General features: G+C 63.5%; 27 protein-coding genes. 17 read left to right on the forward strand and 10 right to left on the reverse strand.

Going from position 1 to position 26,573, the window contains the following annotated elements; genetic code table 11:
• The first annotated feature begins 10 nt into the window (after window positions 1-10).
• The 3 genes from AC1DMA_RS28375 to AC1DMA_RS28385 all read left to right on the forward strand — a co-directional run bounded on the left by AC1DMA_RS28375 (window position 11) and on the right by AC1DMA_RS28385 (window position 2,499).
• Window positions 11-151, forward strand: coding sequence for a hypothetical protein (locus AC1DMA_RS28375; RefSeq protein ID WP_478146230.1), 141 nt, complete (start codon window positions 11-13; stop codon window positions 149-151).
• Window positions 152-291: 140 nt separating this feature from the next.
• Entirely contained in the window at window positions 292-1,293 is a 1,002-nt protein-coding gene (locus tag AC1DMA_RS28380; protein ID WP_478146231.1) for a hypothetical protein, read from the forward strand.
• Window positions 1,294-1,299: 6 nt separating this feature from the next.
• Window positions 1,300-2,499 carry a hypothetical protein gene (locus AC1DMA_RS28385; RefSeq protein WP_478146232.1) on the forward strand — a complete coding sequence of 400 codons (1,200 nt, stop codon included), beginning with the start codon at window positions 1,300-1,302 and terminating at the stop codon, window positions 2,497-2,499.
• A 118-nt stretch (window positions 2,500-2,617) separates the two neighbouring features.
• Here AC1DMA_RS28385 and AC1DMA_RS28390 read toward each other — a convergent pair whose 3' ends face one another.
• Window positions 2,618-2,830: a hypothetical protein gene (locus tag AC1DMA_RS28390; RefSeq protein ID WP_478146233.1), complete on the reverse strand. Its 213-nt coding sequence runs from the start codon at window positions 2,828-2,830 to the stop codon at window positions 2,618-2,620.
• Between the two features lie 262 nt (window positions 2,831-3,092).
• Here AC1DMA_RS28390 and AC1DMA_RS28395 point away from each other — a divergent pair, with 262 nt between their 5' ends.
• On the forward strand, window positions 3,093-3,998 hold the full coding sequence (locus AC1DMA_RS28395; protein ID WP_478146234.1) for an SDR family oxidoreductase: 906 nt from the start codon (window positions 3,093-3,095) through the stop codon (window positions 3,996-3,998).
• Window positions 3,999-4,027: 29 nt separating this feature from the next.
• Here AC1DMA_RS28395 and AC1DMA_RS28400 read toward each other — a convergent pair whose 3' ends face one another.
• On the reverse strand, window positions 4,028-5,974 hold the full coding sequence (locus AC1DMA_RS28400; protein ID WP_478146235.1) for a sensor histidine kinase: 1,947 nt from the start codon (window positions 5,972-5,974) through the stop codon (window positions 4,028-4,030).
• Between the two features lie 11 nt (window positions 5,975-5,985).
• Complete coding sequence (locus AC1DMA_RS28405; protein ID WP_478146236.1) at window positions 5,986-6,654, reverse strand: response regulator; 669 nt, start codon at window positions 6,652-6,654, stop codon at window positions 5,986-5,988.
• Between the two features lie 174 nt (window positions 6,655-6,828).
• Here AC1DMA_RS28405 and AC1DMA_RS28410 point away from each other — a divergent pair, with 174 nt between their 5' ends.
• The 6 genes from AC1DMA_RS28410 (at window position 6,829) to AC1DMA_RS28435 (ending at window position 15,507) form a co-directional block, all read left to right on the forward strand.
• Window positions 6,829-8,751, forward strand: coding sequence for a hypothetical protein (locus AC1DMA_RS28410; RefSeq protein WP_478146237.1), 1,923 nt, complete (start codon window positions 6,829-6,831; stop codon window positions 8,749-8,751).
• Between the two features lie 105 nt (window positions 8,752-8,856).
• Window positions 8,857-11,286, forward strand: coding sequence for a membrane-bound PQQ-dependent dehydrogenase, glucose/quinate/shikimate family (locus tag AC1DMA_RS28415; RefSeq protein WP_478146238.1), 2,430 nt, complete (start codon window positions 8,857-8,859; stop codon window positions 11,284-11,286).
• Window positions 11,287-11,409: 123 nt separating this feature from the next.
• Window positions 11,410-11,703, forward strand: a complete 294-nt coding sequence (locus AC1DMA_RS28420; RefSeq protein ID WP_478146239.1) for a hypothetical protein — start codon at window positions 11,410-11,412, stop codon at window positions 11,701-11,703.
• A gap of 15 nt (window positions 11,704-11,718) precedes the next feature.
• On the forward strand, window positions 11,719-12,246 hold the full coding sequence (locus tag AC1DMA_RS28425; protein ID WP_478146240.1) for a (2Fe-2S)-binding protein: 528 nt from the start codon (window positions 11,719-11,721) through the stop codon (window positions 12,244-12,246).
• Window positions 12,243-13,259, forward strand: coding sequence for an FAD binding domain-containing protein (locus AC1DMA_RS28430; RefSeq protein WP_478146241.1), 1,017 nt, complete (start codon window positions 12,243-12,245; stop codon window positions 13,257-13,259). Before AC1DMA_RS28425 ends, AC1DMA_RS28430 begins: the two co-directional genes overlap by 4 nt.
• Window position 13,260: 1 nt before the next feature.
• Entirely contained in the window at window positions 13,261-15,507 is a 2,247-nt protein-coding gene (locus AC1DMA_RS28435; RefSeq protein ID WP_478146242.1) for a xanthine dehydrogenase family protein molybdopterin-binding subunit, read from the forward strand.
• A 7-nt stretch (window positions 15,508-15,514) separates the two neighbouring features.
• On the opposite strand, the gene AC1DMA_RS28440 is transcribed toward AC1DMA_RS28435, so the two are convergent.
• The 4 genes from AC1DMA_RS28440 to AC1DMA_RS28455 form a co-directional block, all read right to left on the reverse strand.
• On the reverse strand, window positions 15,515-15,805 hold the full coding sequence (locus tag AC1DMA_RS28440; protein ID WP_478146243.1) for a hypothetical protein: 291 nt from the start codon (window positions 15,803-15,805) through the stop codon (window positions 15,515-15,517).
• Between the two features lie 21 nt (window positions 15,806-15,826).
• Complete coding sequence (gene ku / locus AC1DMA_RS28445; RefSeq protein ID WP_478146244.1) at window positions 15,827-16,732, reverse strand: non-homologous end joining protein Ku; 906 nt, start codon at window positions 16,730-16,732, stop codon at window positions 15,827-15,829.
• A gap of 205 nt (window positions 16,733-16,937) precedes the next feature.
• On the reverse strand, window positions 16,938-17,558 hold the full coding sequence (locus AC1DMA_RS28450) for an acyl-homoserine-lactone synthase (protein WP_478127788.1): 621 nt from the start codon (window positions 17,556-17,558) through the stop codon (window positions 16,938-16,940).
• 32 nt (window positions 17,559-17,590) lie between these two features.
• A complete protein-coding gene (locus AC1DMA_RS28455) occupies window positions 17,591-17,977 on the reverse strand; it encodes a DUF4902 domain-containing protein (protein ID WP_478127787.1) in 387 nt (128 codons plus the stop codon).
• A gap of 214 nt (window positions 17,978-18,191) precedes the next feature.
• Here AC1DMA_RS28455 and AC1DMA_RS28460 point away from each other — a divergent pair, with 214 nt between their 5' ends.
• Together AC1DMA_RS28460 and AC1DMA_RS28465 are read left to right on the forward strand one after the other, a co-directional pair.
• Window positions 18,192-18,905, forward strand: a complete 714-nt coding sequence (locus tag AC1DMA_RS28460) for an autoinducer binding domain-containing protein (RefSeq protein ID WP_478127786.1) — start codon at window positions 18,192-18,194, stop codon at window positions 18,903-18,905.
• Window positions 18,906-19,147: 242 nt separating this feature from the next.
• Window positions 19,148-19,915 carry a hypothetical protein gene (locus AC1DMA_RS28465; RefSeq protein ID WP_478127785.1) on the forward strand — a complete coding sequence of 256 codons (768 nt, stop codon included), beginning with the start codon at window positions 19,148-19,150 and terminating at the stop codon, window positions 19,913-19,915.
• A gap of 15 nt (window positions 19,916-19,930) precedes the next feature.
• On the opposite strand, the gene AC1DMA_RS28470 is transcribed toward AC1DMA_RS28465, so the two are convergent.
• A complete protein-coding gene (locus AC1DMA_RS28470) occupies window positions 19,931-20,494 on the reverse strand; it encodes a GAF domain-containing protein (RefSeq protein ID WP_478127784.1) in 564 nt (187 codons plus the stop codon).
• A 291-nt stretch (window positions 20,495-20,785) separates the two neighbouring features.
• On the opposite strand from AC1DMA_RS28470, the gene AC1DMA_RS28475 reads away from it, so the two are divergent.
• The gene (locus tag AC1DMA_RS28475) at window positions 20,786-21,328 is read left to right on the forward strand and encodes a hypothetical protein (RefSeq protein ID WP_478146245.1); all 543 of its coding nucleotides are present in this window, start codon (window positions 20,786-20,788) and stop codon (window positions 21,326-21,328) included.
• Between the two features lie 2 nt (window positions 21,329-21,330).
• Here the strand turns inward: AC1DMA_RS28475 and AC1DMA_RS28480 are convergent, their stop codons facing one another.
• Window positions 21,331-22,491, reverse strand: coding sequence for a hypothetical protein (locus tag AC1DMA_RS28480; RefSeq protein WP_478146246.1), 1,161 nt, complete (start codon window positions 22,489-22,491; stop codon window positions 21,331-21,333).
• A gap of 172 nt (window positions 22,492-22,663) precedes the next feature.
• On the opposite strand from AC1DMA_RS28480, the gene AC1DMA_RS28485 reads away from it, so the two are divergent.
• The 4 genes from AC1DMA_RS28485 to AC1DMA_RS28500 all read left to right on the forward strand — a co-directional run bounded on the left by AC1DMA_RS28485 (window position 22,664) and on the right by AC1DMA_RS28500 (window position 26,155).
• The gene (locus AC1DMA_RS28485; protein WP_478146247.1) at window positions 22,664-24,100 is read left to right on the forward strand and encodes a cytochrome ubiquinol oxidase subunit I; all 1,437 of its coding nucleotides are present in this window, start codon (window positions 22,664-22,666) and stop codon (window positions 24,098-24,100) included.
• The gene (cydB, locus tag AC1DMA_RS28490) at window positions 24,100-25,107 is read left to right on the forward strand and encodes a cytochrome d ubiquinol oxidase subunit II (protein ID WP_478127780.1); all 1,008 of its coding nucleotides are present in this window, start codon (window positions 24,100-24,102) and stop codon (window positions 25,105-25,107) included. Before AC1DMA_RS28485 ends, cydB begins: the two co-directional genes overlap by 1 nt.
• Window positions 25,094-25,243 carry a DUF2474 domain-containing protein gene (locus AC1DMA_RS28495; protein ID WP_478146248.1) on the forward strand — a complete coding sequence of 50 codons (150 nt, stop codon included), beginning with the start codon at window positions 25,094-25,096 and terminating at the stop codon, window positions 25,241-25,243. The genes cydB and AC1DMA_RS28495 overlap by 14 nt, the downstream gene beginning before the upstream one ends.
• A 144-nt stretch (window positions 25,244-25,387) precedes the next feature.
• The gene (locus AC1DMA_RS28500; protein ID WP_478127778.1) at window positions 25,388-26,155 is read left to right on the forward strand and encodes a hypothetical protein; all 768 of its coding nucleotides are present in this window, start codon (window positions 25,388-25,390) and stop codon (window positions 26,153-26,155) included.
• Here the strand turns inward: AC1DMA_RS28500 and AC1DMA_RS28505 are convergent.
• Window positions 26,115-26,573 (reverse strand): methyl-accepting chemotaxis protein (locus AC1DMA_RS28505; RefSeq protein WP_478146249.1); only part of this gene is annotated, 459 nt, incomplete at its 5' end. The genes AC1DMA_RS28500 and AC1DMA_RS28505 overlap by 41 nt on opposite strands.

Below are 26,573 nucleotides of genomic sequence, written 5' to 3' on the forward strand. Positions count from 1 at the left end.
CGCGCGGGCGTTGGCTTCCTTCACCCTCTACCAACAAAGGAAGCGTCATCTCGAATCTCATCATTTGCTGATCGACAGTATTCAGGCTCAGCTTAGGCAGCAGGCAAAACAGGCGCAGCAGGAACAGACTGCGATCTCGCTCGCCGGATGAGTGAAGAAAAGAAGTATGAACTTTTGTTTGACTCCGGATCGACTTAGGCGGTGATTTTCATTTCGATTTTCGGACGAATCTGAAGGACGCGGCTAAAAAAATGAACGAGCCTATCTTTTTTCAAAAAAGATGGAGAAGAAGTGAGTTCATTTTTGCGTTGGCTGGTGGCTGCAATCCTGTTCTGTCTGTCAAATTTTAGTAGCGCCGAAAACTTAGCGCCGGGCTGGTCCCTCTATCCTGGGGCCGGCATCTATTCGGATGACCGCCAGTACTTGCTGATCATGCAAGGCGACGGGAATCTCGTTTACTACAGGACCTCTGACTGGGCTGTTCGATGGGCCAGTTATACGAATGGAAAAGGAGGAAGTGTGTCGGTGATGCAAGGCGACGGGAATTTCGTCGTGTACAACAGCGGATGGGGCGCTCTTTGGAATGCGGCTACGCATAATCACCCAGGCGCATACGTCTCAGCTCAGAATGATGGAAATCTTGTAATTTACTGGAATGGTCAGGCTCTATGGAACATCGGGCAGGACCCCGATTTAATTAAACCGGAGCCGAGACAGGCGGGTGACGTGGTAGGCCGCACCTTGGCCAGTTTTCCTGCTTTTCCCGGGCATGTCGGTTTCTTCGATGGAGGAAATATTTATCAAGTAATGAATGAGCCGCAAGTCGTTCAGTACGTGACTGTCGCTAATTTCAAGGCGACAGTGGCATATCAGGGGCCGACGGGTTATTGGGGTGCGGGCTACCCGAATATTCCGAATTACTATGTCAAGGGGTGTTTCGAGGCTGTTTGCTACAACACCGGTCAGGTGTGGAGCAGTCGTAGCGCTATGGTCATGCGTGCTTACCAGATATGGCAATTGGGTGCCAAGTACACGCTTGCGTTTACGGCGACCCCGGCCCTCCCAAGAACAACGTCTACAGGCGCGCAACAGGGGTCATATCGCTGCGACACCTACGTTCTCGATATCTACAGCATATATAACGCGGGTGGTCAAACAGATGTTAAAGGAAATCCAATTCAGGTGAATTACAATGCGGCTTACGACCGTTGGATTTTCTTTGTAAATTACACTTTGCGGCAAACTGTCGTGCCGGCAGTGTTGTTTCAGCTTGCAAAGACATACGCGGGATAAATTCGGATGAAAAAAATTCGTTGGATGTTGGTCGGCATCGTTTGCGTCGGAGTGTTGGCCTTCGCTCTGTATCGCAATGACACATCGCAGGTCGAGATCTCAGCAACCAAAGTCGGCGCGGTGGTCAGTGGCGTCAGCACAACTCAGCCTGACGGCGGCGCAGCATATCAGGCCAACGTAGCAATTGCGAAATCAAAAATCGACGACCAAAATCCCTTGCGCTTCTATAAGCCAACATTGGGGCTCGCTGGACGCATTGCATTGGAGGAAATGTATGCAAAGGGAATTCCGGCAACCCCTAAATCAGCGAGATTAGCTCTTGAACTCCTGCGCGGCGGGCAATTGAGCGACGATGAAAAAATTGCGATGGTTTCTATTCTCTCCGGGATTCATAACCGGGATAACACGTCCGGCGCGAATCTGGAAATCGCGCTTGAATTGAAAAAGCTCGCCGCCGATCCGAACAAGCAAATTGCCGCCTATGCCGCGACGGACTACGCAAGATTGGAATATTTTCCGGACACCGAATACGTGTTGAAAGATGCCCTGAAAAGCGGCGCTTTAGACGCCGATTCATATTATCGCGAAATGGCACATCTAATAGCCAGCGCGCCATCCGAGAAGCAAAAAGAACTTTTGGCGGAAATTGCAGCGTCGAAGAATCCACTCGCTTCGTCGGTTCTGGCGAATGCGCTCAATAGCGGCCAAGACTTCAACGCGGCGCCGTTTCTGAAGTCTTCCGACGACATGGCCAAGCTTCTGCGAGGCACCGAACCTCAATTTGATAATGCGGTCGGGAAGTTCGGAGGGGTGGATGGGATGCGCTATAACGACTGGCTGCGCGCGAGCGCCGCCATCGAAAGTCAGAAGACTGGGCAAAGTATGGATGACATCATCGTCACCAAATTGAGCGAGCCGAGCACCGATGCGCGCAAGGTTCTGTCCTATTTGTCGTCACCGGAGGCGATGCCGTTGCTTGCGCAGGCGGCACCAGATTCGCAGGTGCAGAAGCTGGCAGAGATCGCCCGGCGCCAGTCCAATCAGAACCCGGGCAACACCTACATGGCCCAACTCGCGGACCAGATCGAGGCGCGTATGTCGAACCCGCCGCCTGCGACCACAAAGCCTGTGTTCGCCCCGCCCACGGCCCCGGTGATGCCTCCTAAGTACGCGCCCCAAGCCCCGCAAACTATGCCTCGACCTTGAGGCGCATACCCTGATCGAAAAAGCCCCTGAGATGTGAATCTCAGGGGCGGCGCTCTTGGTGGCCTGCGTCGATGGACAACGTAGGCCCGCACCGGTTACCTTCGATTACCCAGAGATTTCATGCTGCCGCAGCGTAGGCGATGCCGGGCACGTCGAGCGCTTCGTGCAAGTCCTGCGGGTGGTAGTAAGTCTGTTCCATGATCGGGGTCGACGTGCCGGCAATCTCGGCGATCGTCGGAAGCGGCACGGGCAGGTTGCGCGCTTCGACGAGATCGGTGATCCGCGAGCGACGCAGCCAGTACAGCGTAAAGCCTGCGTTGTCGGCGCGCACGAGCGCGTTCCCATGGCGTTGGGCTGGCTGCGAGCGTCGCGCCGCATGGCGTCCGTGGCACACCCATGACGAAGTGCAAAAACTCGCTGAGTTCAGGAGGCACGCGCTTTGCTACCGCACACCCCAACGCCAGCAAAGTCTTGGAAGCAGGCGACGCATGCTCATCAATGACGTCCTACGTTCACCCGCGAAGTCTCTGACGGCACGCGCATCGCAAGGGTAGAAACCATCGGCTCTCCACAGCTTTCAATGGGGAGAATCGATGTCAATTCATCTCAAGCCTCTCGACCGGCAGGTCGTCGTGTTGACGGGAGCTTCCAGCGGGATCGGCCTGTGCACCGCTCGTCAGGCAGCAGAGCGCGGGGCGCGCCTGGTGCTCGTTGCCCGAAGTACCGAAGTGCTGGATCGACTCGCGGCGGAGCTCAACGGGAACGCGATCGACGGCAAGCGGCGGGCGGTGGTGGTCGCTGCTGACGTTTCCGATCGCCGGCAGCTCGAAGAAGTGCCGCGCGTGGCGATCGACACCTTCGGCCGCATCGACACCTGGATCAACAATGCCGGCGTCTCGATCTTCGGACGCCTCGACCAGGTCGACGAAAAGGACAGCCGCCGAATGTTCGACATCAATTTCTGGGGCGTCGTGAACGGCTCTTTGATTGCCTTGCCGCATCTGAAGCGCGAAGGCGGCGCGCTCATCAATCTCGGCAGCGAGGCATCGGACGCCGTCATTCCGCTGCAGGGCATGTATTCCGCGTCCAAGCACGCGGTGAAGGGGTTCACCGATGCGCTGAGGGTCGAGATCGAAGACGTCGACAAAAGCCCCGTGAGCATCACGCTCATCCAGCCCACCGCGGTGAACACGCCCTACCCGGAGCACGCCAGGAACTACATGGACCAGGAGCCGAAGCTGCCGGATCCGATGATCGATCCGGAGGATGTCGCACGCGCGATTCTCAAGGCGGCGACGGAGGGCGGGCGCGATATCAAGGTCGGCTCCATGTCCGTTCTGAACACGACCATGTCGAAGATCATGCCCTCGGTAGCCGACAAGATGTCGGCCAGGCAGGTCGATCGGCAGCAGAAATGGGAAGACCCGAAGCATCCGCAAGGCACGCTGTACGAGCCTGGCCATTCGGGTCGGACACACGGGCGTGCTGAAATCGGCTAGGGCCTCAAGACGCTGATCGGCTTTCGGCGCTACGTCAGTTCCATCGGCCTCGAAAGCCCCGAAAAGACCGAGTCGCCGCGCTCGACCTTGAGATTCAGCGTGATGCAAACGCCCCCTGAAGGAGGCTGCTCCACACGCAGCCGAGCGCCGATGGCCGCGGCGCGCGAGCGCATGTTGTCGAGCCCGCGTCCGCCTCGACGTCTTGCCGGTTCTGCCGCACCGGCAGAGGGGTGGCGAAGCCCGACGCCGTTGTCCTCGATCTGGAGGGTGACGGCAGGCTCGTCTTCGCGCAGTCGCGCACGCACGACGATGCGCGATGCCCGCGCATGTTTGAGCACATTGGTGAAGGCTTCGAGCAGGATGCGTTGCACGTGCATGACGACGTTGGGCGAGAGCTCACGCAGCTCCGGCAGCTCGGCGACTTCCCACACCACCGCGATGCCCGCGGCCTCCAGGCGCGGCTGCAGGCGATAGCGCAGCGTTGCGAGCACGGTGGCGAGATCGTCGTTCGCAGGCTGCAGCGAGTCGACGGCCATGCGCATTTCATCGAGAGCCACCTGGACGTGTTCGCGCAACGCGCCGGCATCGGCGCCGGGGCGGGCGACCATGTTGAGCAGAGCCACCAACTGCGATCCGACGCCGTCGTGAATCTCGCGCATGATGCGCTGCCGCTCGTTCGATACGGACTGATGGTGCTGTTGCTCGCGCAGCGCGTCGAACGCAGCCTTGAGCTGATGCTCTCGCTCGTCGACGCGGCGCGAGAGATTGGCGTTGAGCGCGTGGAAGTTCGTCACCGTGCGGCTGTAGCGCTCGGCAATGATCCAGCCCATGATTGGCACGAACGCGAACATCGCGTGCTGCACGTAGGTGGTCCGCAAGCCGTTCGCGCTCGCGATGCGGATTGCAATGAGGTCGTGCAGGCCAGCGGCAATCGAAGCCGTGAGCGCAGCAGCAATCAGCCAAGCCCGGAGCCTTGGGTCGCCGCCAAGCCATGCGCGGCGGATGACGGTCCACAGCGACAACAGGGACATCGGAACGATCGAGCACAGTGCCAATGTCAGCAGCAACGGCTGCCGCATGCCGAAAGACAGGCAGGCGAGCACCGAGCTGAGCACGATTGCGATGTCGACGCTCCGGCTGGCCCAGCGTGCGGCAGGCTCGACGGCCAGCAGGGCAAAGCGGCACATCAGCGCCATGTGCGACATGAAGCAGATCGCCACCATTGCGCCCAGCAGCGGCCAGGGCACGGGCACGTCGGGCCACGCACGGTCGAGGATGCGAATGAAGCCGAGCGCCGCGCCGAGGCTGAACCAGCCATACATCGGCTCCCGCTGCCGAAGCCACAGCACGCCCGTGAACACGCCCATGCCGAGAAGGCCCGCAGCGAAGACGAGCATCGCGACGTCACGGCGCAGCCGGTGCGCGTCGTAGATCGGCTCGATTGCCGCCTGGGGTCCGTAGCGGAACACCGAGAGGCCCCCCAGGCGCTGCGGCTGGATGGTGGCTTCGACGCGCAATTCGTTCTCGCGATCGCTGTGCAGCAACGATGCCGGGACCGTCACCATCACTGGTGTCTTGGCCGCGTCGAACAGCGGATCACCGAGGGTGCCCCAGTGTCGGATCACGCTGCCATTGACAAGCACGTCGACCTGATTGCCGACGCGCGAGAACAGCAGCGCCATCGGCTCGGGGCTGCGCCTCGGCGGCAGCATGATGCGGTAGCTGGCGCGACCGCCGCGTCCCGGAAAGTCCGCGTCCCAGCGGCGACCGAGATCGACGGGCCCCTCTCTCGGCGGCAAGCCCTCCGGTTCGAGGACGGCCTCGGCGCTCTCGAAGGTGCGGATATCGCCCAGTTCGTCAGGTCCAGCCCAGGTGGCTCCCGGCGCAAGGCAAAGGACGATCACTGTGAGCGCTGAAAGCCAGCGGGCGACAAGCCGCCAAGCGTGCGCCACCGGGTTCGAGGGCCAAAAGAGCATGCGCGCGGCCGCTAGTTCAGCAGCCCGAGTTGCCGCGCCTCGAACAGGGCTTCGGCCTTGTTGTGCACGTCGAGCTTGCCGTAGATGTTGCGCACGTGGCTCTGCACGGTGGACAGCAGGATGCCAAGGCGTTCCGCCACCTCGGTGTAGGTGAAGCCGCGAGCGATGAGCGCGAGCACTTCGGATTCGCGCGGCGACAGCGACTCATTCGATGACGGTGCCGTCGCCGGCTGCGCGGCGGCCTGACGGCCTTGCCAGCGCACGAGCAGTTGCCTCGCGATGGTCGGCGACATCGGCGAACCACCCCCATGAAGGCTCAGGATGTGCATGGCCAGATCGGCTTCGGTGCCGTCCTTGAGCAGGTAGCCGCTGGCGCCGGCTTCGAAKGCGCTGAGCATGTTGGCCTCGTCGCCGAAGATCGTGAGAACCATCATCGCGCAGGCGGGCTGAACGTCACGGCAGCGGCGGATGACCTCCAGTCCCGAGCAGTCCGGCAGGCCCAGGTCGACGAGCAGCACGTCGACCGGGTTTTGCGCGAACCACGACAGCAGTTCGCCCGCGGTCGATGCGCCGAAGGCAAAGCGCAGGCTGGGCTCCGCCCGGATCACGCGTTCGAAGGCTTCGCGCATGGCGGGGTCGTCTTCGACCAGTGCGACACGGACAGGGGCTTGGAGGGTCATCTCAGGGCAAGCGATGTTGCTTTTGCGGCTTTCCGTGGATGTTCGCACGATCGCCCCGCCGAATGTGGGGGGACCCACCCCATGAACTGAGGATGTCGGCAGTGAGCCACGCCGATAGCCTCCTCTCCGCAACAAACAACAACTTTGGCGAATGGAGCAGGAATGGAGCAGGTATTGAAATCGATCAAATCAGCAAGGCGTTGGGGCGTTCATGGCGCCGTCATGGCGCTGGTGGCCAGCTTGGCCGCGTGTGGGGGCGGCGGCAGTGGCGGCGGCTTTGGCGCGGTGGCGGTCGGCACCAACGGCACGGCAGCGACGGGCGGCACGAACACCGGCACCAGCAACGGAACGAACGGCAACGGCGTTGCACAGACCGGCGCGCAGATCTCGGGCGTTGCCGCCGTCGGCGCACCGCTGGTGGGCACCGTGACGGTCAAGGACGCCAAAGGCGTGACGCGCACCGCACCGATCGGCACCAACGGCAGCTATTCGGTCGACGTCAGCGGCATGACGGCGCCGTTCGTGTTTCGTGCCGAGGGTTCGGTGAACGGCACCACCGCCATCGTCCACTCGATCGCCACCGCGGCCGATCTCGACGGACGCATCAACATCACGCAACTGACGGACTTGATCGTCTCGAACGTCGCCGGGCAGCTTGCGCAAGCCTACTTCGACAACTTCGAGCAAAGCGGCAAAGCCGAGCTCGCGAGCAAGGGGCAGATCGATGCCGAAGTCGCGAAGCTCAAGGAGAAGCTGTTGCCGGTGCTGAGCGCGCTGGGCGTCGATACTGCGATCGACCTGCTTCACACCGCATTCACACCGCTATCCGACCCGCTCGACAAGGCGCTGGACGTGATCCGCGTCAGCTATGACACGGCCGCCAATACAGCCACCATCTCGAACGTCGTCAACACGACGACGGTGGTCGACCAGCTGGACGTGAAGGCTGCGGCCGAGACTTCGACGGCGACCTTGAGCAGCACCAACGTAGCGACGGGCGCCACCGACCAGGATCTGGTCAAGCAGGTGCTGAAGGACTTCACGGCCAAGTACGCCAATGGCCTGCCCTCTTCGGGCGCCTTGTCGCCCCTCATGACGAGCAGCTTCCGTTGGAACGACATGAATCTCGCGAACTCGCTGGCCGAGCTGACGAACAACTCCGATTTCGTCGGCGTGTCATTCACCGACGTCGAGATTCGCCAGATCGACTACAGCGATCCGAGCAAGATCACCGCACATCTTTCGTTCTCGGTGAAGACGCCGCAGGGCGTGGAACTCGGCCGGCTCGACAACTGGAAGGTGCGCAAGGGCACGGACGGCATCTGGCGCCTGCATGGCGACCAGCGCGTGCTCAACCTGGACTGGTTCAACACTACGGCCGTGCATCATGGACTTCCGGGCTCGACCCCGTGCGTGAACACCGGCCTCGAATTCAACATCGAGGATACGGACGCGAGCAACGATGGCGGCGCCATTGCCTACATCGTGGTCAAGGGCCCGGGGCTGCCGCCCGCGGGACTCAAATACATGCCGCCCGCGCTGGGAGGCCGCTGGATGATCGATGGCGCCAACATGGAAACCTACATGGTGGCCTCCACCTGCGCAGGCGCGCAAGCTTCGGCGCTGACCGATGCGCAGATTGCCGCCATCCCCGACAAGGCGCAATACACGCTCACCGCCTATGGCGCCGGCGGCGCGCAGGTGTCGTTCCCCACCGGCACATCGGACGGCATCTACCGCGTCACGATGGAGCGCCGCCCGCTGACGCTGGCAGAGGCCGCTGGTGGCTCGGTGTTCCCGGTGATCGAGCAGGCGACCATCGACGCCTTCAATGCCTTCGACTCGTCCGTGGGCGGGACCATCGCCTTCAATGCGCGCAACCTCAATCCGCTCACGCAAGCCTATGTGCAGATGCGGCGCAGGGACGGCGCTCAGACGCAAGTCGACAGCCTCGAAAAGGCGGCGTCGCCGAACGCATCGGGCCAGCTCAGCACGAGCCTGAGCTTCGCGGGCAATCCGACGATCGCGGCCTCCGTCATGTGGGTCGAGTCACCGGACAAATACCGCCGCAACCTGCCGAGCTACTACCAAAGGTAAGGCGCCGGGACCGGCGTGCGCGCCGCCGGTCTCCTACACCCTTGCGGGGCTGCACCTGACAGCGAGCGCATCGTGCCATTCGAAGACTCCCGCGAGGAGATCTTGATGAACGATAAGAAGCGCACGCACCGCTGGTGGAGCGGTACGAATATCCTCGGCAGCTTGCTGCTCCTGATCGGTCTGGTGGTTGGCGCGGCCGGCGTATGGCTGGCCACGCTTGGCGGTAGCCTCTACTACGTGCTCGCGGGCATCGGCCTTGTTTTGGCAGGCGTACTGCTGGTGCGCAGGGCGCAAGAGGCCCTCTGGCTCTATGCGTTGATGGTGGCCGCCACCTTGATCTGGTCGCTCTGGGAGGCAGGCGTGGACTGGTGGCCGCTCACAGCGCGGATGGACGTGCTGTTCATCCTCGGGCTCCTGCTGTTGACGCCATGGGTCACGCGCGGCCTGGGCTGGCGAACGCCATCATCCCGGGTGTCGCCCTGGCGAGGCGGTGGCCTGGCGCTCACGATCGTTCTGGCCGCCTTTGCGGTGGTCGCCGTTGCATCGTGGCTTCATGACCCGCACGACATCGCGGGCCGCATCGCATCCCGGCCGGCGTCCTCGGGTGCTGCGCAAGCGGACGCCAATCTGCCTCCGGGAGAGTGGCATGCCTATGGCCGCACCGCATTCGGGCAGCGCTACTCGCCGCTTGATCAACTCACGCCTGCCAATGTGGACAAGCTCCAGATCGCGTGGCAGATGCACACCGGCGACGTGCGTGGCCGGCCCGGCGATCCCGAGGAGACGACCTTCGAAGTCACGCCGCTGAAGATCGGCAATCGCCTCATCCTGTGTACACCGCATCAACGCGTCCTGGCGCTCGACGCCACCACGGGTGCGGAGGTCTGGCGCTTCGACCCGAAGGTCGACATCGAGGGCCACCTCGCGCTTCAGCATCTGACTTGCCGAGGCCTGTCGTACCAGCCACCCGAAGCGGCGGCCGCCAATGCTGCGGCCGGCAATGCGGCGGCAGGCGCCTGTCCTGGCAAGCTCTTCATGCCGACCGCGGATGGCAGGCTGCTGGCGCTCAATCCGGATACCGGTACGCCCTGCGCGAGTTTCGGTGGCGGAACGGGCCAGATCGACCTTTGGGCTCACATGCCCAACCGGCAGCCCGGTGCCTACTACTCGACGTCGCCTGTCGTGGTGACGCGCAAGCTCGTCATCGTCGGCGGAACGGTGCTGGACAACGTCTCGACGAACGAACAGTCGGGCGTGATCCGCGCTTTCGACATCGACACCGGCGCCCTCGTCTGGAACTGGGATTCGGCCAAGCCCGAAGCGACGGCGCCGATTGCGGCTGGCGAAAGCTACACCGCGAATTCGCCGAACAGTTGGTCCATCTCCAGCGTGGACGAAGGCTTGGGACTGGTGTACGTGCCGATGGGCAATCAGCCGCCGGACCAGTGGGGAGGCCAGCGCAGCGAAGCGGTGGAGCGCTTCTCGTCGGCGGTGGTCGCGTTGGAGCTTGCGACCGGGCGTGTGCGGTGGAGCTTTCAGACGGTGCACCACGACCTCTGGGACTACGACGTACCCGCGCAACCCACTCTGGTGGACCTTCAGGTGGGCGGCAGCGTCGTGCCCGCGCTGGTACAGCCCACGAAGCAAGGCGAATTGTTCGTTCTCGACCGCCGCACGGGCACGCCGGTATTTCCGGTGACCGAGACCCCTGCCCCGCAAGGTGCCGCGACCGGCGACAAGGCGGCGGCTTCCCAGCCCCGCTCCACCCTCTCCTTCGACCCGCAGCCGCTGACGGGCAAGGACATGTGGGGCACGACGATGTTCGACCAGCTCTACTGCCGCATCGCGTTTCATCGCCTGCGCTACGAAGGCCGCTTCACACCGCCCTCCACGCGCGGCACGCTGGTCTATCCAGGCAACTTCGGCGTGTTCAATTGGGGCGGCATTGCGGTGGATCCCGTGCGCCGCATCGGCTTCACGACGCCGACCTACCTGGCCTTCGTCTCGCGCCTCGTGCCGCGCACAGACGAAACGTCCATGCTGGTGCAGGGCAAGGAGCGTCCCAAGGGCAGCCTTCCCGCACTTGGCGAGAACTTCGGTGCGCCGTTTGCCGTCAAGCTCTCCGCATTCGTGAGTCCGCTCGGCATTCCGTGCCAGGCGCCGCCGTGGGGCTATGTTGCCGGCGTCGATTTCGATCAGGCGAAGGTCCTCTGGAAGCACCGCAACGGCACCGTGCGAGATCTGGCGCCTGTGCCCTTGCCTTTCAGGATGGGCGTGCCCAACCTTGGCGGTCCTGTTGTCACGGCAGGCGGGGTCGCCTTCCTCTCCGGCACGCTGGACAACTACGTCCGCGCCTACGACATGACGGACGGCCGGGAACTCTGGCGCAGCCGGTTGCCCGCCGGGGGTCAGGCAACGCCCATGACCTATTCGGGCGCGGACGGCCGCCAATACCTGCTGGTGGTCGCAGGCGGGCATGGTTCGCTCGGCACCAAGGCCGGAGACAGCGTCATCGCGTACGCATTGCCTCGTTAGCCGCAGAGCCGCTGTCGACCACTCCTACAAGCGCCAGGCGGGCTCGCCCACAGTGCGGGCGGCTGTGGGCGAGAACATGGGTCCTTGCGCGCATTGCTGCGGCAAATCAACCCAGGAGTACACATGGCTACATCGCCCAAGCAAACGATCGAGGACGACGGTCTGCCGGACGCGATCGGCCCCCATGGCCCGCAACCACCCTCCCGGGGGCGGATTGATCGCAGGCCCGATGAAGGCGCGCCCGAGCCGCTGGACTTCGATGATGACGAAATCATGTCCGGTCGCGGCAAGGCGCAAAGAGCTGGAGGCACTTCTGCAGCCGAAGGCGCCGACAGCGGCCGGCTCGGGCCGCCTTCCGAACAGCTGTCGGACTCGAATCTCCCGAGTGACGAGCCGACGCCCAAAAGCAGGCGATGAAAGCAAGGGGCGGCCATGGACACCCAAACCACACCTGCAAGCGGGGTCGCCAGCAACGAGGCCATCCCCATCAACCTGCACATCAACAATGTCGACCGCGAGACACGAGTGCCGCCCTGGGTGACCTTGCTCGATCTGTTGCGCGAAGAGATGCAACTGACGGGAACGAAGAAGGGTTGTGACCACGGCCAGTGCGGCGCGTGCACGGTCCTCCTCGATGACCGCCGGGTGAACAGCTGCCTGGTGCTGGCTGTGAGCGTGGACGGTTCGTCCGTTCGCACGATCGAAGGCATGGCGTCAAGCGATGGCGCCGAAGGGCTGGACCCGCTCCAGCAGGCCTTCATGGAGCACGATGCATTCCAGTGCGGCTATTGCACGCCGGGTCAGATCTGCTCGGCGCGGGGTCTGCTCGAGGAAGGCAAAGCCCGCACGCGAGACGAAGTGCGGGAGCTGATGAGCGGCAACCTGTGCCGCTGCGGTGCCTATACGAACATCGTGGATGCGGTCATGTCCGTGATGGAGCGCGAAGAGGCGCGGCGATGAACCGCTTCGAATACAGCCGCGCGCATGACACAGCCCAGGCGATCCAGTTCGCCGGCGTGCAGGGCGCGCGCTTTCTCGCGGGCGGGACCAACCTCGTCGACCTGATGAAGGAGAACGTGGAGCGGCCGGCCACTGTGGTCGATATCCGCCGCTTGCCACTGCGAGAGATCTCCGACATCGATGGCGGCGGCCTGCGCCTGGGCGCATTGGCGACAAACGCCGACACCGCATACGACGCGCGGGTGGCGGCCCGCTATCCACTCCTGTCATCCGCGATCCTCGCCGGGGCCAGCCCGCAATTGCGCAATGCGGCGACCAACGGCGGCAACCTCAACCAGCGCACGCGCTGCTACTACTTCTACGACACTGCGACAGCGTGCAACAAGCGCACGCCCGGCGCCGGTTGCGGAGCCATCGGTGGTGTGACGCGCATCCACGCGATTCTCGGCGCGAGCGAACATTGCATCGCAACACATCCGTCGGACATGTGCGTTGCGTTGGCCGCACTGGACGCCCAAGTGCGCGTGCAGGGCCCGGCGGGAGAACGCACGATCGCCTTTGCCCAATACCATCGCTTGCCGGAAGACGATCCATCGCGCGACAACACGCTCCAACCCGGCGAACTCGTGACCGCGATCGACCTGCCCGCGGAAGACTTCAGCGAGCACTACACGTACCTGAAACTGCGTGACAGGCTTTCCTATGCGTTCGCACTGGTCTCGGTCGCTGCGGCTCTGCGCTTCGATGGCGATGGTCGCATCGAGGTAGCGCGCGTGGCACTCGGCGGCGTCGCGCACAAGCCCTGGCGCGTGCCCGAGGCGGAGGCGTTGCTGACCGGCGCGACCCCCTCCGACGCAATCTTCGCCAAAGCGGCCGATCGGCTCCTGGCGGGCGCTTCGGGCCAAGGCGGAAACGACTTCAAGATCGAGCTCGGACGACGCGCCATCGTGCGAGCGTTGCGGCAGGCGGCCGCAAAGACCCCTCAATCTCAAAACGACAAACGCGTGGCATGACATGAACGCATCCAATACGAGTGCCCGCATCGGTGACGCCATCAACCGGGTGGACGGGTTCGAGAAGGTGACGGGCCGGGCTCGCTATGCGGCCGAGCACAGCGCAGCCGACCTGCTGTACGGCTGGGTGGTCTCGGGCGACATCGCCAAGGGCAAAGTGCTGTCGATCGACGACTCGGCGGCCCGGGCCATCGAGGGCGTGGTGGAAGTGATCAGCCATTTCAACCGCCCGCACGTTGCATGGTTGGACCGCAGCTACCAGGACGAGGTCGCGGTGCCTGGCTCGCCGTTTCGCCCGCTCTACGACGGCACCGTCGTCTTCAGCGGGCAACCGCTGGCGCTGGTGGTGGCGCAAACGCTGGAAGCGGCGCGCGATGCGGCAGCGCTGGTGCGGGTGACCTACGCGCCAGAGCCCCACAACACGGACTTCATGGTCGCTCTCAAGGAAAAGTTCGAGCCCGTCAGAAAGCGCGGCACCTTCCAGTCGCCCAAGGCACGTGGCGATGCCAAGGCGGGGTTCGACGCAGCGCCGCTGAAGCATGCCGCCGACTACCACCTGCCCTTGCATTTCCACAACCCGATGGAAATGCACGCATCGACCGTGATCTGGGAAGGCGGAGGCAAGATCACCGTCTACGACAAGACGCAGGGTTCGCAGAATGTCCAGTCCTACCTTGCTTCGGTCTTCGGGTTCTCCCCCGATGACGTGCGCGTGCTGAACCCCTACGTCGGCGGCGCGTTCGGCTCCGGCCTTCGGCCGCAATACCAGGTCTATCTCGCGACCCTGGCGGCCAAGATGCTCGAACGCTCGGTGCGCGTGGTGCTCACGCGCCAACAGATGTTCACCCACGTGCACCGGCCGGAGGCGCTCCAGTCGGTGCGCCTGGCGACGGATGCGCAGGGCCGGCTGCAGTCCATCGTCAACGATGCGACCACGTCCACATCGCGCTTCGAGAACTACATGGAGGTGGTCTGCAACTGGGGCTTGATGAACTATGCGTGCGAGAACGCATCGGGTGAGTACACCCTCGCGCCCGTGGACACGTACACCCCCGGGGACATGCGCGCGCCCGGCGCAGCCACCGGCATGACGCTGTTCGAGATCGCCATCGACGAGATGGCCTGCCTCGCCAAGGTGGATCCGCTGGCGTTCCGTCTGCTCAATTACTCCGAGGTCGACGCGATGGGCGACAAGCCCTTTACGTCGAAAGCGCTGCGCCAGGCCTACGAACAAGGGGCAGCCCGGTTCGGATGGAATCGGCGCTCGCCTGCGCCGCGATCGATGCGAGAGGGCTCCGAGCTTGTCGGCTTCGGCGTGGCGACCGGCATGTGGGATGCGATGTTCATGAAAACCACGGCCAGTGCACGCCTGAGCGCCGAAGGGGATCTGGTCGTCGCCTGCGCGGCCTCGGACATCGGCACCGGCACCTATACCGTGATGGCCCAGGTCGCCTCCGACACCCTGGGCTTGCCGCTGGCGCGCATCACGCCGCAACTCGGCGACAGCGCGCTGCCTGCATCGCCCGTCGAAGGCGGTTCATGGATGGCGGCATCGGCCGGTGCTGCGGTGCAGCTCGCCTGCCAGTCGATCGGTAGACAACTGATCGACGCAGCCCACGGGATGGACGGCAAGCCCCTCGGCAAGCCGAAGCTCGAGGAGGTGGAGTTTCGGGGCGGAATGATCGTGCTGAAATCCGACCCGTCACGCTCCGTGAGCATCGCCGACGTGATGCGTGCGTCCGGCAAGGATGCGTTGAGCGCCGAGGAAACCGCCAAGCCCGGCATCGGCGACAAGATCGGCCAGATGCTCAAGGCAAGCAATACGCACAGCGCGATCTTTGCGGAGGTAAAGGTCGATGAAGAACTCGGCGTCGTGCGGGTCACTCGCATCGTGTCCGCCGTGGCGGCGGGAAGAATCATCAACCCGAAGACTGCACGCAGCCAGATTCTTGGCGGTGTGGTCATGGGCATCGGAATGGCCTTGCACGAGGACGCATTCACCGATCACCGGCTCGGGCGAGTGATGAATCACAACTTTGCCGAATACCACGTGGCAGCAAACGCGGACATCTACGACATCGAAGTCATCTTCGTTGAAGAGCCCGATCCGGAAGTGACGCCGCTCGGCGTCAAGGGACTGGGCGAGATCGGCATCGTGGGGACAGCGGCCGCGGTGGTCAACGCCATCTTTCACGCCACGGGCAAGCGCGTGCGCGACCTGCCCGCGACCATCGACAAGCTCCTGTGAGCGGCCTCTACTCCCGCAGGCCGCCAAAGCCGAAGCGCTTGCCGCCGCGCTGCTCCGCAGCTTCGTCCGGAGGCTTCTCCGCAGTCCCTTCCCGCGGTCCCGTGTCCAAATCGCCCACCATGGCCTGCAGCGCCATCAAGCCCGCGGCCATGGCTTCGTGATAGGTGGCTGCCGATGAATCGGCCCGGCGGATCGGCTTCCACTCATGGGACTCGGTGTCCTTTTCCATCAGCACCCAATCAAAGCGGCCTTCACGGATCTCGTCGACTGTGACGGCGATGCGGCGCAGGCTGGCCATGGTCATCAGGGCCGTCGATGGTCAGGCCACTTTGCGCGATTTCGCGGGCGCCGCCTTCCTTGCCTTGGAGGGGCTCGCCGCCTTTCGTGGGGCGGCCTTTTTTGCGGTGGCCTTGCGCGGGCCTTTGTCCCCCTTCAGGCTGCGCGCCAGCAGTTCGGTCAGGTCAATGATTTCAGCGCCTTCGGAGGGCGCTTCCTCCTGCGGTTCGATCACGGTTTCGGTGTCGCCTGCCTTGACCTTCTTGTCGACGAGCTTCATCACGGCATGCTTGAACTCGTCCTGGAAGTCTTCGGGCTTCCACTCGCCGGACAGGTCCTTGACGAGTTGTTCGGCCATCTTCATTTCGGCAGCGCTGATGTTCGATGACTTCGCACCCGCGGCTGGAAGGTCGAGCCCTTCGAGCGACTTCACCTCGTCGCCCCACCGCATCAGGTTCAGCACGAGTGCCTTGTCGCTGGGCACCAAGGCTGCCAGGTGCTGCTTGGTGGCAATGACCACCTTGGCCAGCCCAATCTTCCCTGTCTTCAGGAGCACCTCGCGGAGCAGTGCGTAGACCTTCTGGCCCCTGTTCACCGGCGCGACGTAATAGGGGCGCTCCAGGTAGACGAACGGGATCGCATTGGCATCCACGAAGCGTTGGATCTCGATGGTCTGGGTCGTTCGCGGATAGGCGGCCTCGATCTCTTCAGGCGAGATGACGACGTACTTGCCGTCTTCGTATTCGACGCCCTTGACGATGTCGTCCTTGTCGATCTCCTTGCCCGTTCTCTTGTTGATTCGCTTGTAGCCGACCGGGTCCATGCTGCGCTTGTCCAGCCAGTCGAAGTCCACGCCTTGTTCCGTCGTTGCGGTGTGAAGCCCGACGGGGATGTTGACCAGTCCGAAGGTGATGGCGCCCTTCCAGAGCGTTCTGCCGCCGGTGGCCATTTCAGCGATTCCCTGCCGCACGCGGATGCTTCGCGGCCTTGACGAGGTCTGCCATGGGGTCTCCTTGATCTGCAGCAAATCTAGCCGCACCCCGCGCGCAACCTGCCGGACAAGGCTCTGACTGCATGAAGGACAGCATCGACTGCCCGCCGGCGCGCGTCGTCCTTGGCGGGTGCGTCAATGACGCCAGGGAGCCCGCTCCCTTTCAGCTTTCGACAGCGCGCTCCGTCACCTCGATCCAGCACGCGAAGATCGGGTGGCCGCCGACGATCATCGGCGGGCCTGCGCGATGCGCACGAAAGCCTTCGCGGCGCAGCAGTCGTTCGACGCCGAGCGGGGAGACCGTGATGATGCGCTCGACGCCGCTTCGGCGGGCGATCGCCAGTGATTCTTCGAGAAGCGCGACGGCTACCGGCGACGAAAACTGGTGCAGCGCATTGCCTTGCGTCGCCGCGAAGTCGACGGCGGCGAATCGCGAAAGCTCCCAGATCCGCGGATCGCAAGGAACAGGCTCGCCGCCGAGCAATTGGGGGAAGACGTCGCCCAGCAGATAAGGCCGGTCCGTGGGCAGCAGCCTCGCGGTTCCGACAATGTTCTGCCCGACGTCTCGCGCGGCGAGGTAGAGCGTGTCGTCGCGGTCGAACTGGTCTCTTTCCTTCCCTTCTTCGGTGAGGAGATCCCAGCCCAGCGTCTCCACGAACACCTTGTGGCGGTAGCGTGCGACTTCGTCGAGGATGTGCGGCGCCATCTCGGTCGGCCGTCCTGCCAATATTTCCATTGCCATTGCTTGTTCCCGGTTGTAGGTCGGGAAGATTTCAGCCGCCATGAGTCGGCGGCGAAACTATCATTTCTGACAGGTCAGGCGGCGTAGCGCTCGCACACCGCCCGGAAAGCCAGCGCATTCCAGGCAAAGCCGTCGATGAAATTGGCGAGCATTTGCAGGCTTTCATTCCATGGCAAGGCCGCTCCATCGCCGTCGAGCAGCAGGATGTTGGTGCGCGGCAGTCCGATTCTGCAGATTTGCGGAGGCGACGCGGCTTCGTCGAACTGCCAGTCCCACCCGAGGCTGAGGCGGGGCTGTGCGGGACAGACCCACTCCGTGTAGCCCGACAGCGCGATGACCGCCCCACAGGCGCGGGCCTGTCCCGCGTCATCGTCGAGACCGGAGACCAGATGGGCCAGCTGCAGCTGGTCGAGATCGCGTCGTGCGATCCGAAGCAGTCCAGTGGACAAGGGAATGATCATGTCGTGGCTCCTGTGCAAGTGCGTCGAACCGTGCAAACGGTCCTGATTTGGAGGCCGCGCGATGCAGGCGTCGCAGCGGCGGTGATGCGTTTCCGCTAGATTGGTGGCTTGTTTCACGCAGGCGCGAGAATTCGCACTGCTGCCGCATATCCCGAGAGTCCCTCTTCCACCCAGCCGCCGACGCGACGCCAAAGCTGCCAACGAGCCCACTTTCATGCGTGCGTTCAACGAAAACCTGCTCACGGCGCTCGATCGAGCGTCCGGCGAGGACGTCGTCTTCGAGGCCTTGCTGGCGGCGGCCCGCGAACTGGGCTTCGAGCACTGCGCGTACGGCCTTCGACTCGCCGTGCCCGTGTCGAACCCGAAGGTCATCACGCTGAACAACTACCCGAAAGCGTGGCAGGAGAGATATCAGAAGGCCGGCTATCTGGCCATTGACCCCAGCGTTCGACATGGCAGTCTCAGTCAGCGCCCGCTGCTGTGGACTGACGATGTATTCGCATCTTCGAAGGAGTTCTGGGCCGAAGCGAGGGAGCAAGGCCTGCGGGTCGGCTGGGCGCAGTCGAGCCTGGACGGCTTCGGTATCGGCGGAATGCTGACGCTGTCGCGCTCGGGCGATCCGCTGACTGCGAACGAGCTCGCGTCGAAGGAAAGCGAAATGCGTTGGCTGGTGCAGGCGGCGCACCTTGCGATGTCGCGATTGCTCAAGCCGAAGTATGTGGTGCAGCCGGATGCCGCCCTGACGGCGCGTGAAATCGAGGTGCTCAAGTGGAGCGCCGATGGCAAGACCGCCGCGGAAATCGGCGACATCCTTTCCATTTCGATCCCGACGGTCAACTTTCATATCAAGAACGCGGTTCAAAAAATGAAGGCGGCGAACAAGACAGCCGCCGTGGTCCAGGCCCTGATGGCCGGGCTGCTGAACTGATTCGCTCCTGCCCGCGCTTGATCCAACGCGCCGCCGCGCTGCGAGGGCTGGGGCTCGCAGGTACTTTGTCACAGAGCGGTCGCACGCGAGGGGGTTTTCGCGGGCTACCTACCAGAATTGCTAGTTATCGGGTTGCGGCTGCTCGCCTCAAATCGAGGCATGAAACTGCCTGTGACTCGCTGCGGGAGCCCGCGACAAGCGAAGCTCGCCGCATCGCCTGGTCGCCGCATGGGGCGTCGGCTATGACGTCGCTTCTGAGCCGTGCGGAAATACGCGTGCATCTCGCGCCGCGTACCCTGATCGCTTGCGAGGTGGCGCGCCTCTGGCTCAGGCCGCTGATCACGCGCAAAGCTCACTTCGATTTCGCCGATGGCGACCGGGGCGCCGCCATGGAGGCCCTGGCCTCCTGGATCGGGCAGGGCCCGGCGGGCCGGGCACTGACTTGGATCATCGGAGCGGGCGAGACGCAGTACTTCGTGCTGCCCTGGTCCCCCGCATTGATCGATCGGGGCCTGCGCGATGCCTATGCCCGCGCGCGCTTCGAGCAATTGTTCGATCAGGACGCGAGCTCTTCAGCCTTCTATTTTTCAGCGCCTTCGGACGACAACGGGCAGCTCGTCTCCTGCGTGCCGCTCGAATTGCCGAAAGAACTCGCGGCCTTCGCACGTCGCACGGGATGCGAGCTCGCCGGCATCAAGCCGTCCGTTCCGATGGTCTGGGATCAGTTTCGCGACGTGCTGGAGACCGAGCGGGGCACGCTTTGTGTCGTCGACGGCGACCGGCAGGCCATCGTCCGCCACGACAGAAAGCGCATCAAGGACATCACCGTGAGGCCTTCCTCGAAGCCCGCGGTTGCGACGTCGAAGCGCGAAGGCGTTTTCAGGCGCTTCTCGAACAATCCATCCATTGCGCCGCCGCCATCGACCGCCGATCTCCGGCTTCCCGGCCAACCAGGGTTCGTGGCGGCCCAAGACGCCGCTTATGCATTTGCCCTTTGTGGGGCGATCTGAGGCGCCGGCAGCCTCTCAGTTCACTGAATCGCGCTCGAATGTGCGATCGACATCGTGGCCTTCGGCTTGCGCCAGCAGGCGCGCTGCCGCACCCGCTGCCATTTCAAGCCGTCGCACATCGCGCTCGTCCAGGTGATCGCAGGCGGTAAAGCTGAAGCCGCAGAGAACGCCGTAGAGGCTGCCGTCTGAAAACCTGACCGGCACGCCGATATGTCCGCCCAATACGTCGTAGTGCTCCGGCAATCCGTAACGCGCGCGCTCCTGCCGCGCGCTCTTCAATAGCCGGGGCATTCGCCCATCGACGATGCGCTGGCAAATGGTCTTGTCCAGCGCGTGCGACTGCCCGATCTGGATGACCGGGGCCGGCGCTTTCGCCGAAACGTGACGGAACACGCGCTCGCCGCCAACGAATTCGCCGACGAAAACCACTTCCAGGTTGAGCTGCTCGCGCACCACGCGAAGCAGCGCGCTCATCGAGCGTTCCAGGTGCTCGAGACCACGTAAATCGGCCTCGGCCGTCAGCACGGCGAGTTGGCCGCCCCAGCGCCCCAGGTCGCCGTCTTGTAGATTCGTTTCCATCAATAACTACTCTCCGTGCGGTCATCCTAAGTCAGCTGCGAAGAGCCAATGTGTGGAAAAGGACTTGAATCACATGGAAATTGACATTGGGCGAAAGCCTGCAATGGGCAAACTAGTTCTATTGAATTCACTTTCCATTCGCCGTCCCTTCAATTCGACCGGAAGGAGCGCGGGCAGATCCGGCTAAGCTCAGCGCATGGTCATCACCATGAACTCGCTGGAAACCGCGATCCGCGGATCAATCAGGACCCATGCCAACGGCAAGGGACGCAGACTCGGACTGCGCGTCGAATGACGGCGGTGGGACTGCGCCTCACCGGCCCGGGCGGCTGCCAATACGATCTTGGCGACCCCATCCATGTTTTCGACGGGCAGACGCTGATCGGACGTGTTCAGTCCGTGAGGCTCAGTCCGGACGGAGCGGAGGTGTTGATCGAGAACTTCATCACCGTCGATTTCCAGGGCTTTCGGATCGGTGCCCTCCCCAAGCTGGTGTTGGCCGAGGTGGTCAGCTTCATCGCTGATCTGCGCCCGTCGATTCATACGATCGGCATCGAGCTCAGTCGCGAGATCGCCGACTTCGATGGCCGCGAGGCTTTGCTGGCCAATGCGCGGTCCGAGATTCTGCAGAGCATTGGCGCCCAGGACATCCGGCTAACGCCCAAGGCGGCGCATTTCGTGGTCACCGGCATCTGGCGCTACGACAGTGCAAGCGTCGCCGCTCTGGCAGCCGCCTTGCAGGTGCAGCGCGATGCCTACCGTGCGGGCAAGAGTGCGATGCCCGCCCCGCTGAGGACGCGCTTGGGCAAACTGCTGCGCAAGAAGACTTCCTGACTTCAGAAGGGCATCAGTTTCTTGATTTCGTCGGCGACCTGGACAACCGGCACCTGCGTCAGCGCGACGCAAATCAGCGGTATGAGCGCAGCCATGACGATCGGGATCACGCTTTCCAGATTGACCGGCACAGGCAGCATTCGCCTGATGAGGTCGTAGCCCGCCGCGAAATCCGCCAATGAGGATGGGTCCGGAGACCCAAGCAACTCCTCGGCCGGCTTCTTGCCGGAGATCCATTTCGCATCGAACGAGAGGTTGTGCTTGCTCGCCAATGAGCCGTAGTGCGCAAGTCCCTGGTGCTTGAGCGCAACCAGTTGCGGCATGAACACCGCCAGTGGAACGATAAAGGCAAGCGCGAAGAGCACGATCATCCCAAGGAGCGCGAACTTGAATCCCATCAAGCTGGCGCCGCCATACACCACCGCCTTGAGCACGGTCGCCGACACGACGGTGCTTTCCGCGAACACGAACAGCACATAGGTTCTTGGGTACTGTCCCACGAAGGCGAGGCCGCCGCAGCGATCCGGGTGGGTGGCGACGAGGCGCAGTCCGCAACGGGAGATATCGAAGAGCATGATCCCCCAGGTGACGAAGCGCCATAGCCAGCGGCCGAAGAGAAACCAGTACAGAGGCAGCGAGACAAGGGCCACCCACCAGCCGGCAAGGGTGAGTTGGAGGGAGCCGTCGACCATGCGTCCATGCCAGGCGCCCTGATCGGTCGTCATGGGCGCGTTCAGGAGCCAGAGGTATGCCAAGGCGTACGCCAACACCAGGATGGCTGCTTCGGCAAGGGACGAGCCGGTGCGTCGGCCCATGTTCGCCTTGGCCCTCGCCATGCAGATGCGGGACGCTTCAGTCACGATCCCGCGCGCCTCGAACTCGTTGACGAGCCGGGCCATGCGCGTGTCCGATGACTGCTCCATCAGCACGAAGCAAACGATCGCGATTGCCAAGGCGTAGGTGCTGTAGTCAAGCAGGATCGCCCGCTCGTGGTGGGGACCGATCGCGAGCCCCTGGGTTGCTGCAAGGACCACGGCCGGTATCCAGGCCACCGCTACGAACAGCATCGCGCGGCGACGCACACCGAGGTCGGTTTCGCTGAGAAGGCCAAGCCTGCGCTGCAGTCGATAGAAGGGTCCGTGCCTGTTGAACGAGATCGGCATGGGCTGCGAATCCTATGAGGTGTTTTGCTGTCCTCCCGTGGCGCGTCACATCCTAGCGGGAACGGCAAACGGTGTCGCGGACAACTTGTCCTATTCCCAATGGGCTCGCCCTCATGTTCAATAGCACTTCTCGCAGAACCGCTGCAGCAGCCTTCCATGGAGATGCCAAGAGATGGATTCACTCACGCTCGCCCGCATCCAATTCGGCTTCACGATCTCGTTTCACATCATCTTTCCGGCGCTCACCATCGGCCTGGCAAGCTATCTGGCCGTGCTGGAGGCGCTGTGGCTTCGCACTCACCGCAAGGTCTACATCGATCTCTATCAGTTCTGGATCAAGGTGTTCTCGGTGGCCTTCGGCATGGGGGTGGTGTCGGGCCTGGTGATGGCCTACCAGTTCGGCACCAACTGGAGCAACTTCTCCCGGTTCGCGGGTGGCGTGACCGGGCCGCTCCTCACCTACGAGGTACTCACCGCTTTCTTCCTCGAGGCAGGCTTTCTCGGCGTGATGCTGTTCGGGCGCGACCGGGTCGGGCCCGGCCTGCACTTCATCGCGACGCTCGCCGTGGCCGTCGGCACGCTGGTGTCGGCGACCTGGATCCTCGCATCCAACAGTTGGATGCAGACGCCGCAGGGCCACGAGATCATCGACGGCCGGGTGGTGCCGGTCGATTGGGTCAAGGTGATCCTCAACCCGTCTTTTCCCTATCGCCTCGCGCACACCGTGGTCGCCTCCTACATCGCCACCGCGCTGATGGTGGGCGGCGCGGCCGCATGGCACTTGCTGCGGGGGCGCGACAACAGCGGTGTTCGCACGATGTTTTCAATGGCGCTCTGGATGCTGCTCGTGGCTGCACCGATCCAGGCGCTCATCGGCGATCAGCACGGCCTCAACACGATGGAGCACCAGCCGGCCAAGCTGGCCGCGATCGAAGGCCACTGGGAGCGCACGCCCGAAGGCGAAGGCGTTCCGCTGCTGCTGTTCGGCTGGCCCGACATGGAAGCCGAAGTGACTCGCTTCGCGATCGAGATTCCGCGCGCGGGCAGCCTGCTTCTTGCCCATAGCTGGGACGGGCAGATTCCCGCGCTGAAAGACTTCGCCAGGGAAGACCGGCCGAACTCGACGATTGTGTTCTGGACCTTTCGCGCGATGGTCGGAATGGGCTTGCTGATGATCGCGCTGGCGCTCTGGGGACTTTGGTTGCGCCGCGGACAGCGGTTGTTCAGTCATCGCTGGTTCCTGCGTTTCGCCCTCGCCCTTTCGCCCGCGGGCCTGGCGGCGATCCTGGCGGGCTGGTTCACGACCGAAATCGGACGGCAACCCTGGATCGTCTACGGACTCATGCGCACTGCCGAGGCGGCTTCGCCACAGCATTCGGCTTCGCAGGTGGGTTTCACGCTCGCACTGTTCGTGCTGGTGTATTTCGTCGTGTTCGGCGCGGGCACTGCCTACGGACTGCGCCTGATTGCAAAGGGGCCATCGACCAACGAAGGCGACCTGCCGGCACACGGCGGGCCCGGAGAGTCGCGCCAACCGATGCGCCCGCTCTCGGCCGCGTCCGATGGCATCGATGAACAAGGCGATCTCGCCGCACCGGAGGCCGTGTAATGGGTATTGACCTTCCCCTCATCTGGGCCGTGATCATCCTGTTCGGCATCATGATGTATGTCGTGATGGATGGGTTCGATCTCGGCATCGGCATCCTCTTTCCGTTCTTTCCCGCCAAGGCGGACCGCGACGTCATGATGAACACCGTCGCACCTGTGTGGGACGGCAACGAGACCTGGCTGGTGCTGGGCGGTGCCGGTTTGCTGGCTGCATTTCCGCTGGCGTATGCGGTCATCCTCAGCGCCTTCTACCTGCCGCTCATCCTGATGCTGGTGGGGCTCGTGTTCCGCGGCGTGGCCTTCGAGTTTCGCTTCAAGGCACGTGCCGGCAAGCGTCGCTGGTGGGATGCGGCCTTTATCGGCGGCTCGATCACTGCCACCTTCTTTCAAGGCGTGACCCTGGGCGCCTTCCTCAATGGCTTGAAGGTCGTGGACGGCAACTTCGCCGGCGGGCCTTTCGATTGGGTGACCCCGTTCGCGATCTTCACGGGGCTGGCGCTGGTGGCGGCCTATGCATTGCTGGGCGCGACCTGGCTGCTGATGAAGACCGAGGGCGAGCTGCACGACCGCATGCGCAAGCTCTCACGGCCGCTGGTGTGGGTGATGCTCGGCGTCATCGGCGCGCTGAGCGTGTGGACGCCCTTGGCGCATGCCGCAATCGCAGCGCGCTGGTTCACGCTGCCCAACCTGCTCTACTTCGCGCCGGTGCCCCTGCTGGTTTGCTTGGTCGTGTGGCGGCTGCTGCAGGACCTGCGGGGTGACGCGCATGCGTCGCCCTTCGTGCTCACGCTGGCATTGCTCTTCCTTGGATACAGCGGACTGGGCATCAGCCTTTGGCCCAACGTGATCCCGCCGGACATCTCGATCTGGCAAGCCTCCGGTCCGCCTCAAAGCCTGGGCTTCGCCCTGGTCGGGGCGCTGATGATCATCCCGATCATCCTGATGTACACGGCGTGGAGCTATTGGGTGTTCCGCGGCAAGGTGCGGCATGGCGATGGCTACCACTGAGGCCCTGCGCGGTTGGCAGCTTTGGCTGCGGAGGCTCGGATGGTTGGCAGCCCTGTGGGCGGTGAGCGTCGGCACGCTCTTCCTGCTGGCATTGCTCGTGCGTTTCCTCATGGGCTCGGTCGGCCTCACGCGCTGAGATCGCAGCCAGCATTTGCTTCTTCGTTTCGTGAAGTAGTCTCCATTGCTGAGTGGCGCTTTCCAGACGCTTCGTCGCCAGGGCTTCGCTCATGAGATTATTTTTCCTTCACGTCACCCTGATCCTTTGAAGCGAGGTTGCTCAATGACGACCACCGCAACGCGAACACTCCACCCCATCATCCGCGACCGAGCGGGCGAGGTCGAACCCATCCCGGCGGCACTGGCGGCGATCACCGGTCAGGCGCTGACGGTGGTGGACCGCATGCTGAGGCAGTGCATGGCCGACCTGAAGGGACTCTCAGGCGTCAACGGCGGGGTTTCTCCCGAAGACGCATGCCACGCGGCGTTCTTTCGGTTCGGCTATGACCCGCATCGGCTGTATGCCGACGTGCGCCGCCGGCCAGCCATGGGCGAGCTGCTCCGCGCCTATGCCCGAACGCCGGGCCCGACCGAACGGCTTTTCGCGATCTGCGATGGCGGTGCGTTCGCATTCCTGGGCAGCCAGGCCGCGGCGTGGACAAGAAGCGCGCCGGCCGACCTCGGCACGCTGGTTCGCGACGGAATGCTGGACATGCAAGCGTCGGTTCGGTTTGCCTTCACCGTGACTCGCCAGCGAGTGGTTGCCCTTGCCCCGCCGGACCACAAGTTCCTTGAATCCGTGGCGGTGCCGGCGTTCGCGTTGGCCGATGCCTACAACATCGAAGTGAGGCCGATGGGTTGGCCCTACTGGAACCTCTCCTTCCCGGGAGAGATGACGGACGGTGCGCCGGAGTCCGGTGCGACCCTGGTGTGCGGCGAACACGAACTGCTCAGCGTGATCAACGATCGTGTGCGCCAGCTCGAACGGGCTGACGAGACCGCCGAGGCGCTCATCGCCCAGCTGCGGCGGCGCTGCCAGCGCCGAGCTTGAACACGCTCACAGCTTGCGACAAGCTGGCCGCCTGATCCTGCAGCGAGCCTGCCGCAGCGGCGGCCTCTTCGACCAGCGCCGCGTTCTGCTGCGTGACCTGGTCCATCTGCGTGATCGCCTGATTGATCTGCTCGATGCCGGACGTCTGCTCCTGGCTCGCGGCAGTGATCTCGCCCATGATGTCCGTCACGCGCTTGACGCTGTCGACGATCTCTTCCATGGTCTTTCCGGCTTCGGCCACCTGCTTGCTGCCTTCCTCGACCTTTTCGACCGAGTCGCCGATGAGCGTCTTGATTTCCTTGGCTGCGGCGGCTGAGCGTTGGGCCAGGCTGCGCACTTCGGAGGCCACGACGGCGAAGCCGCGGCCCTGCTCGCCAGCGCGGGCGGCTTCGACTGCTGCGTTCAATGCAAGGATGTT

It is taken from the genome of Variovorax sp. 05N34, from assembly GCF_056397405.1.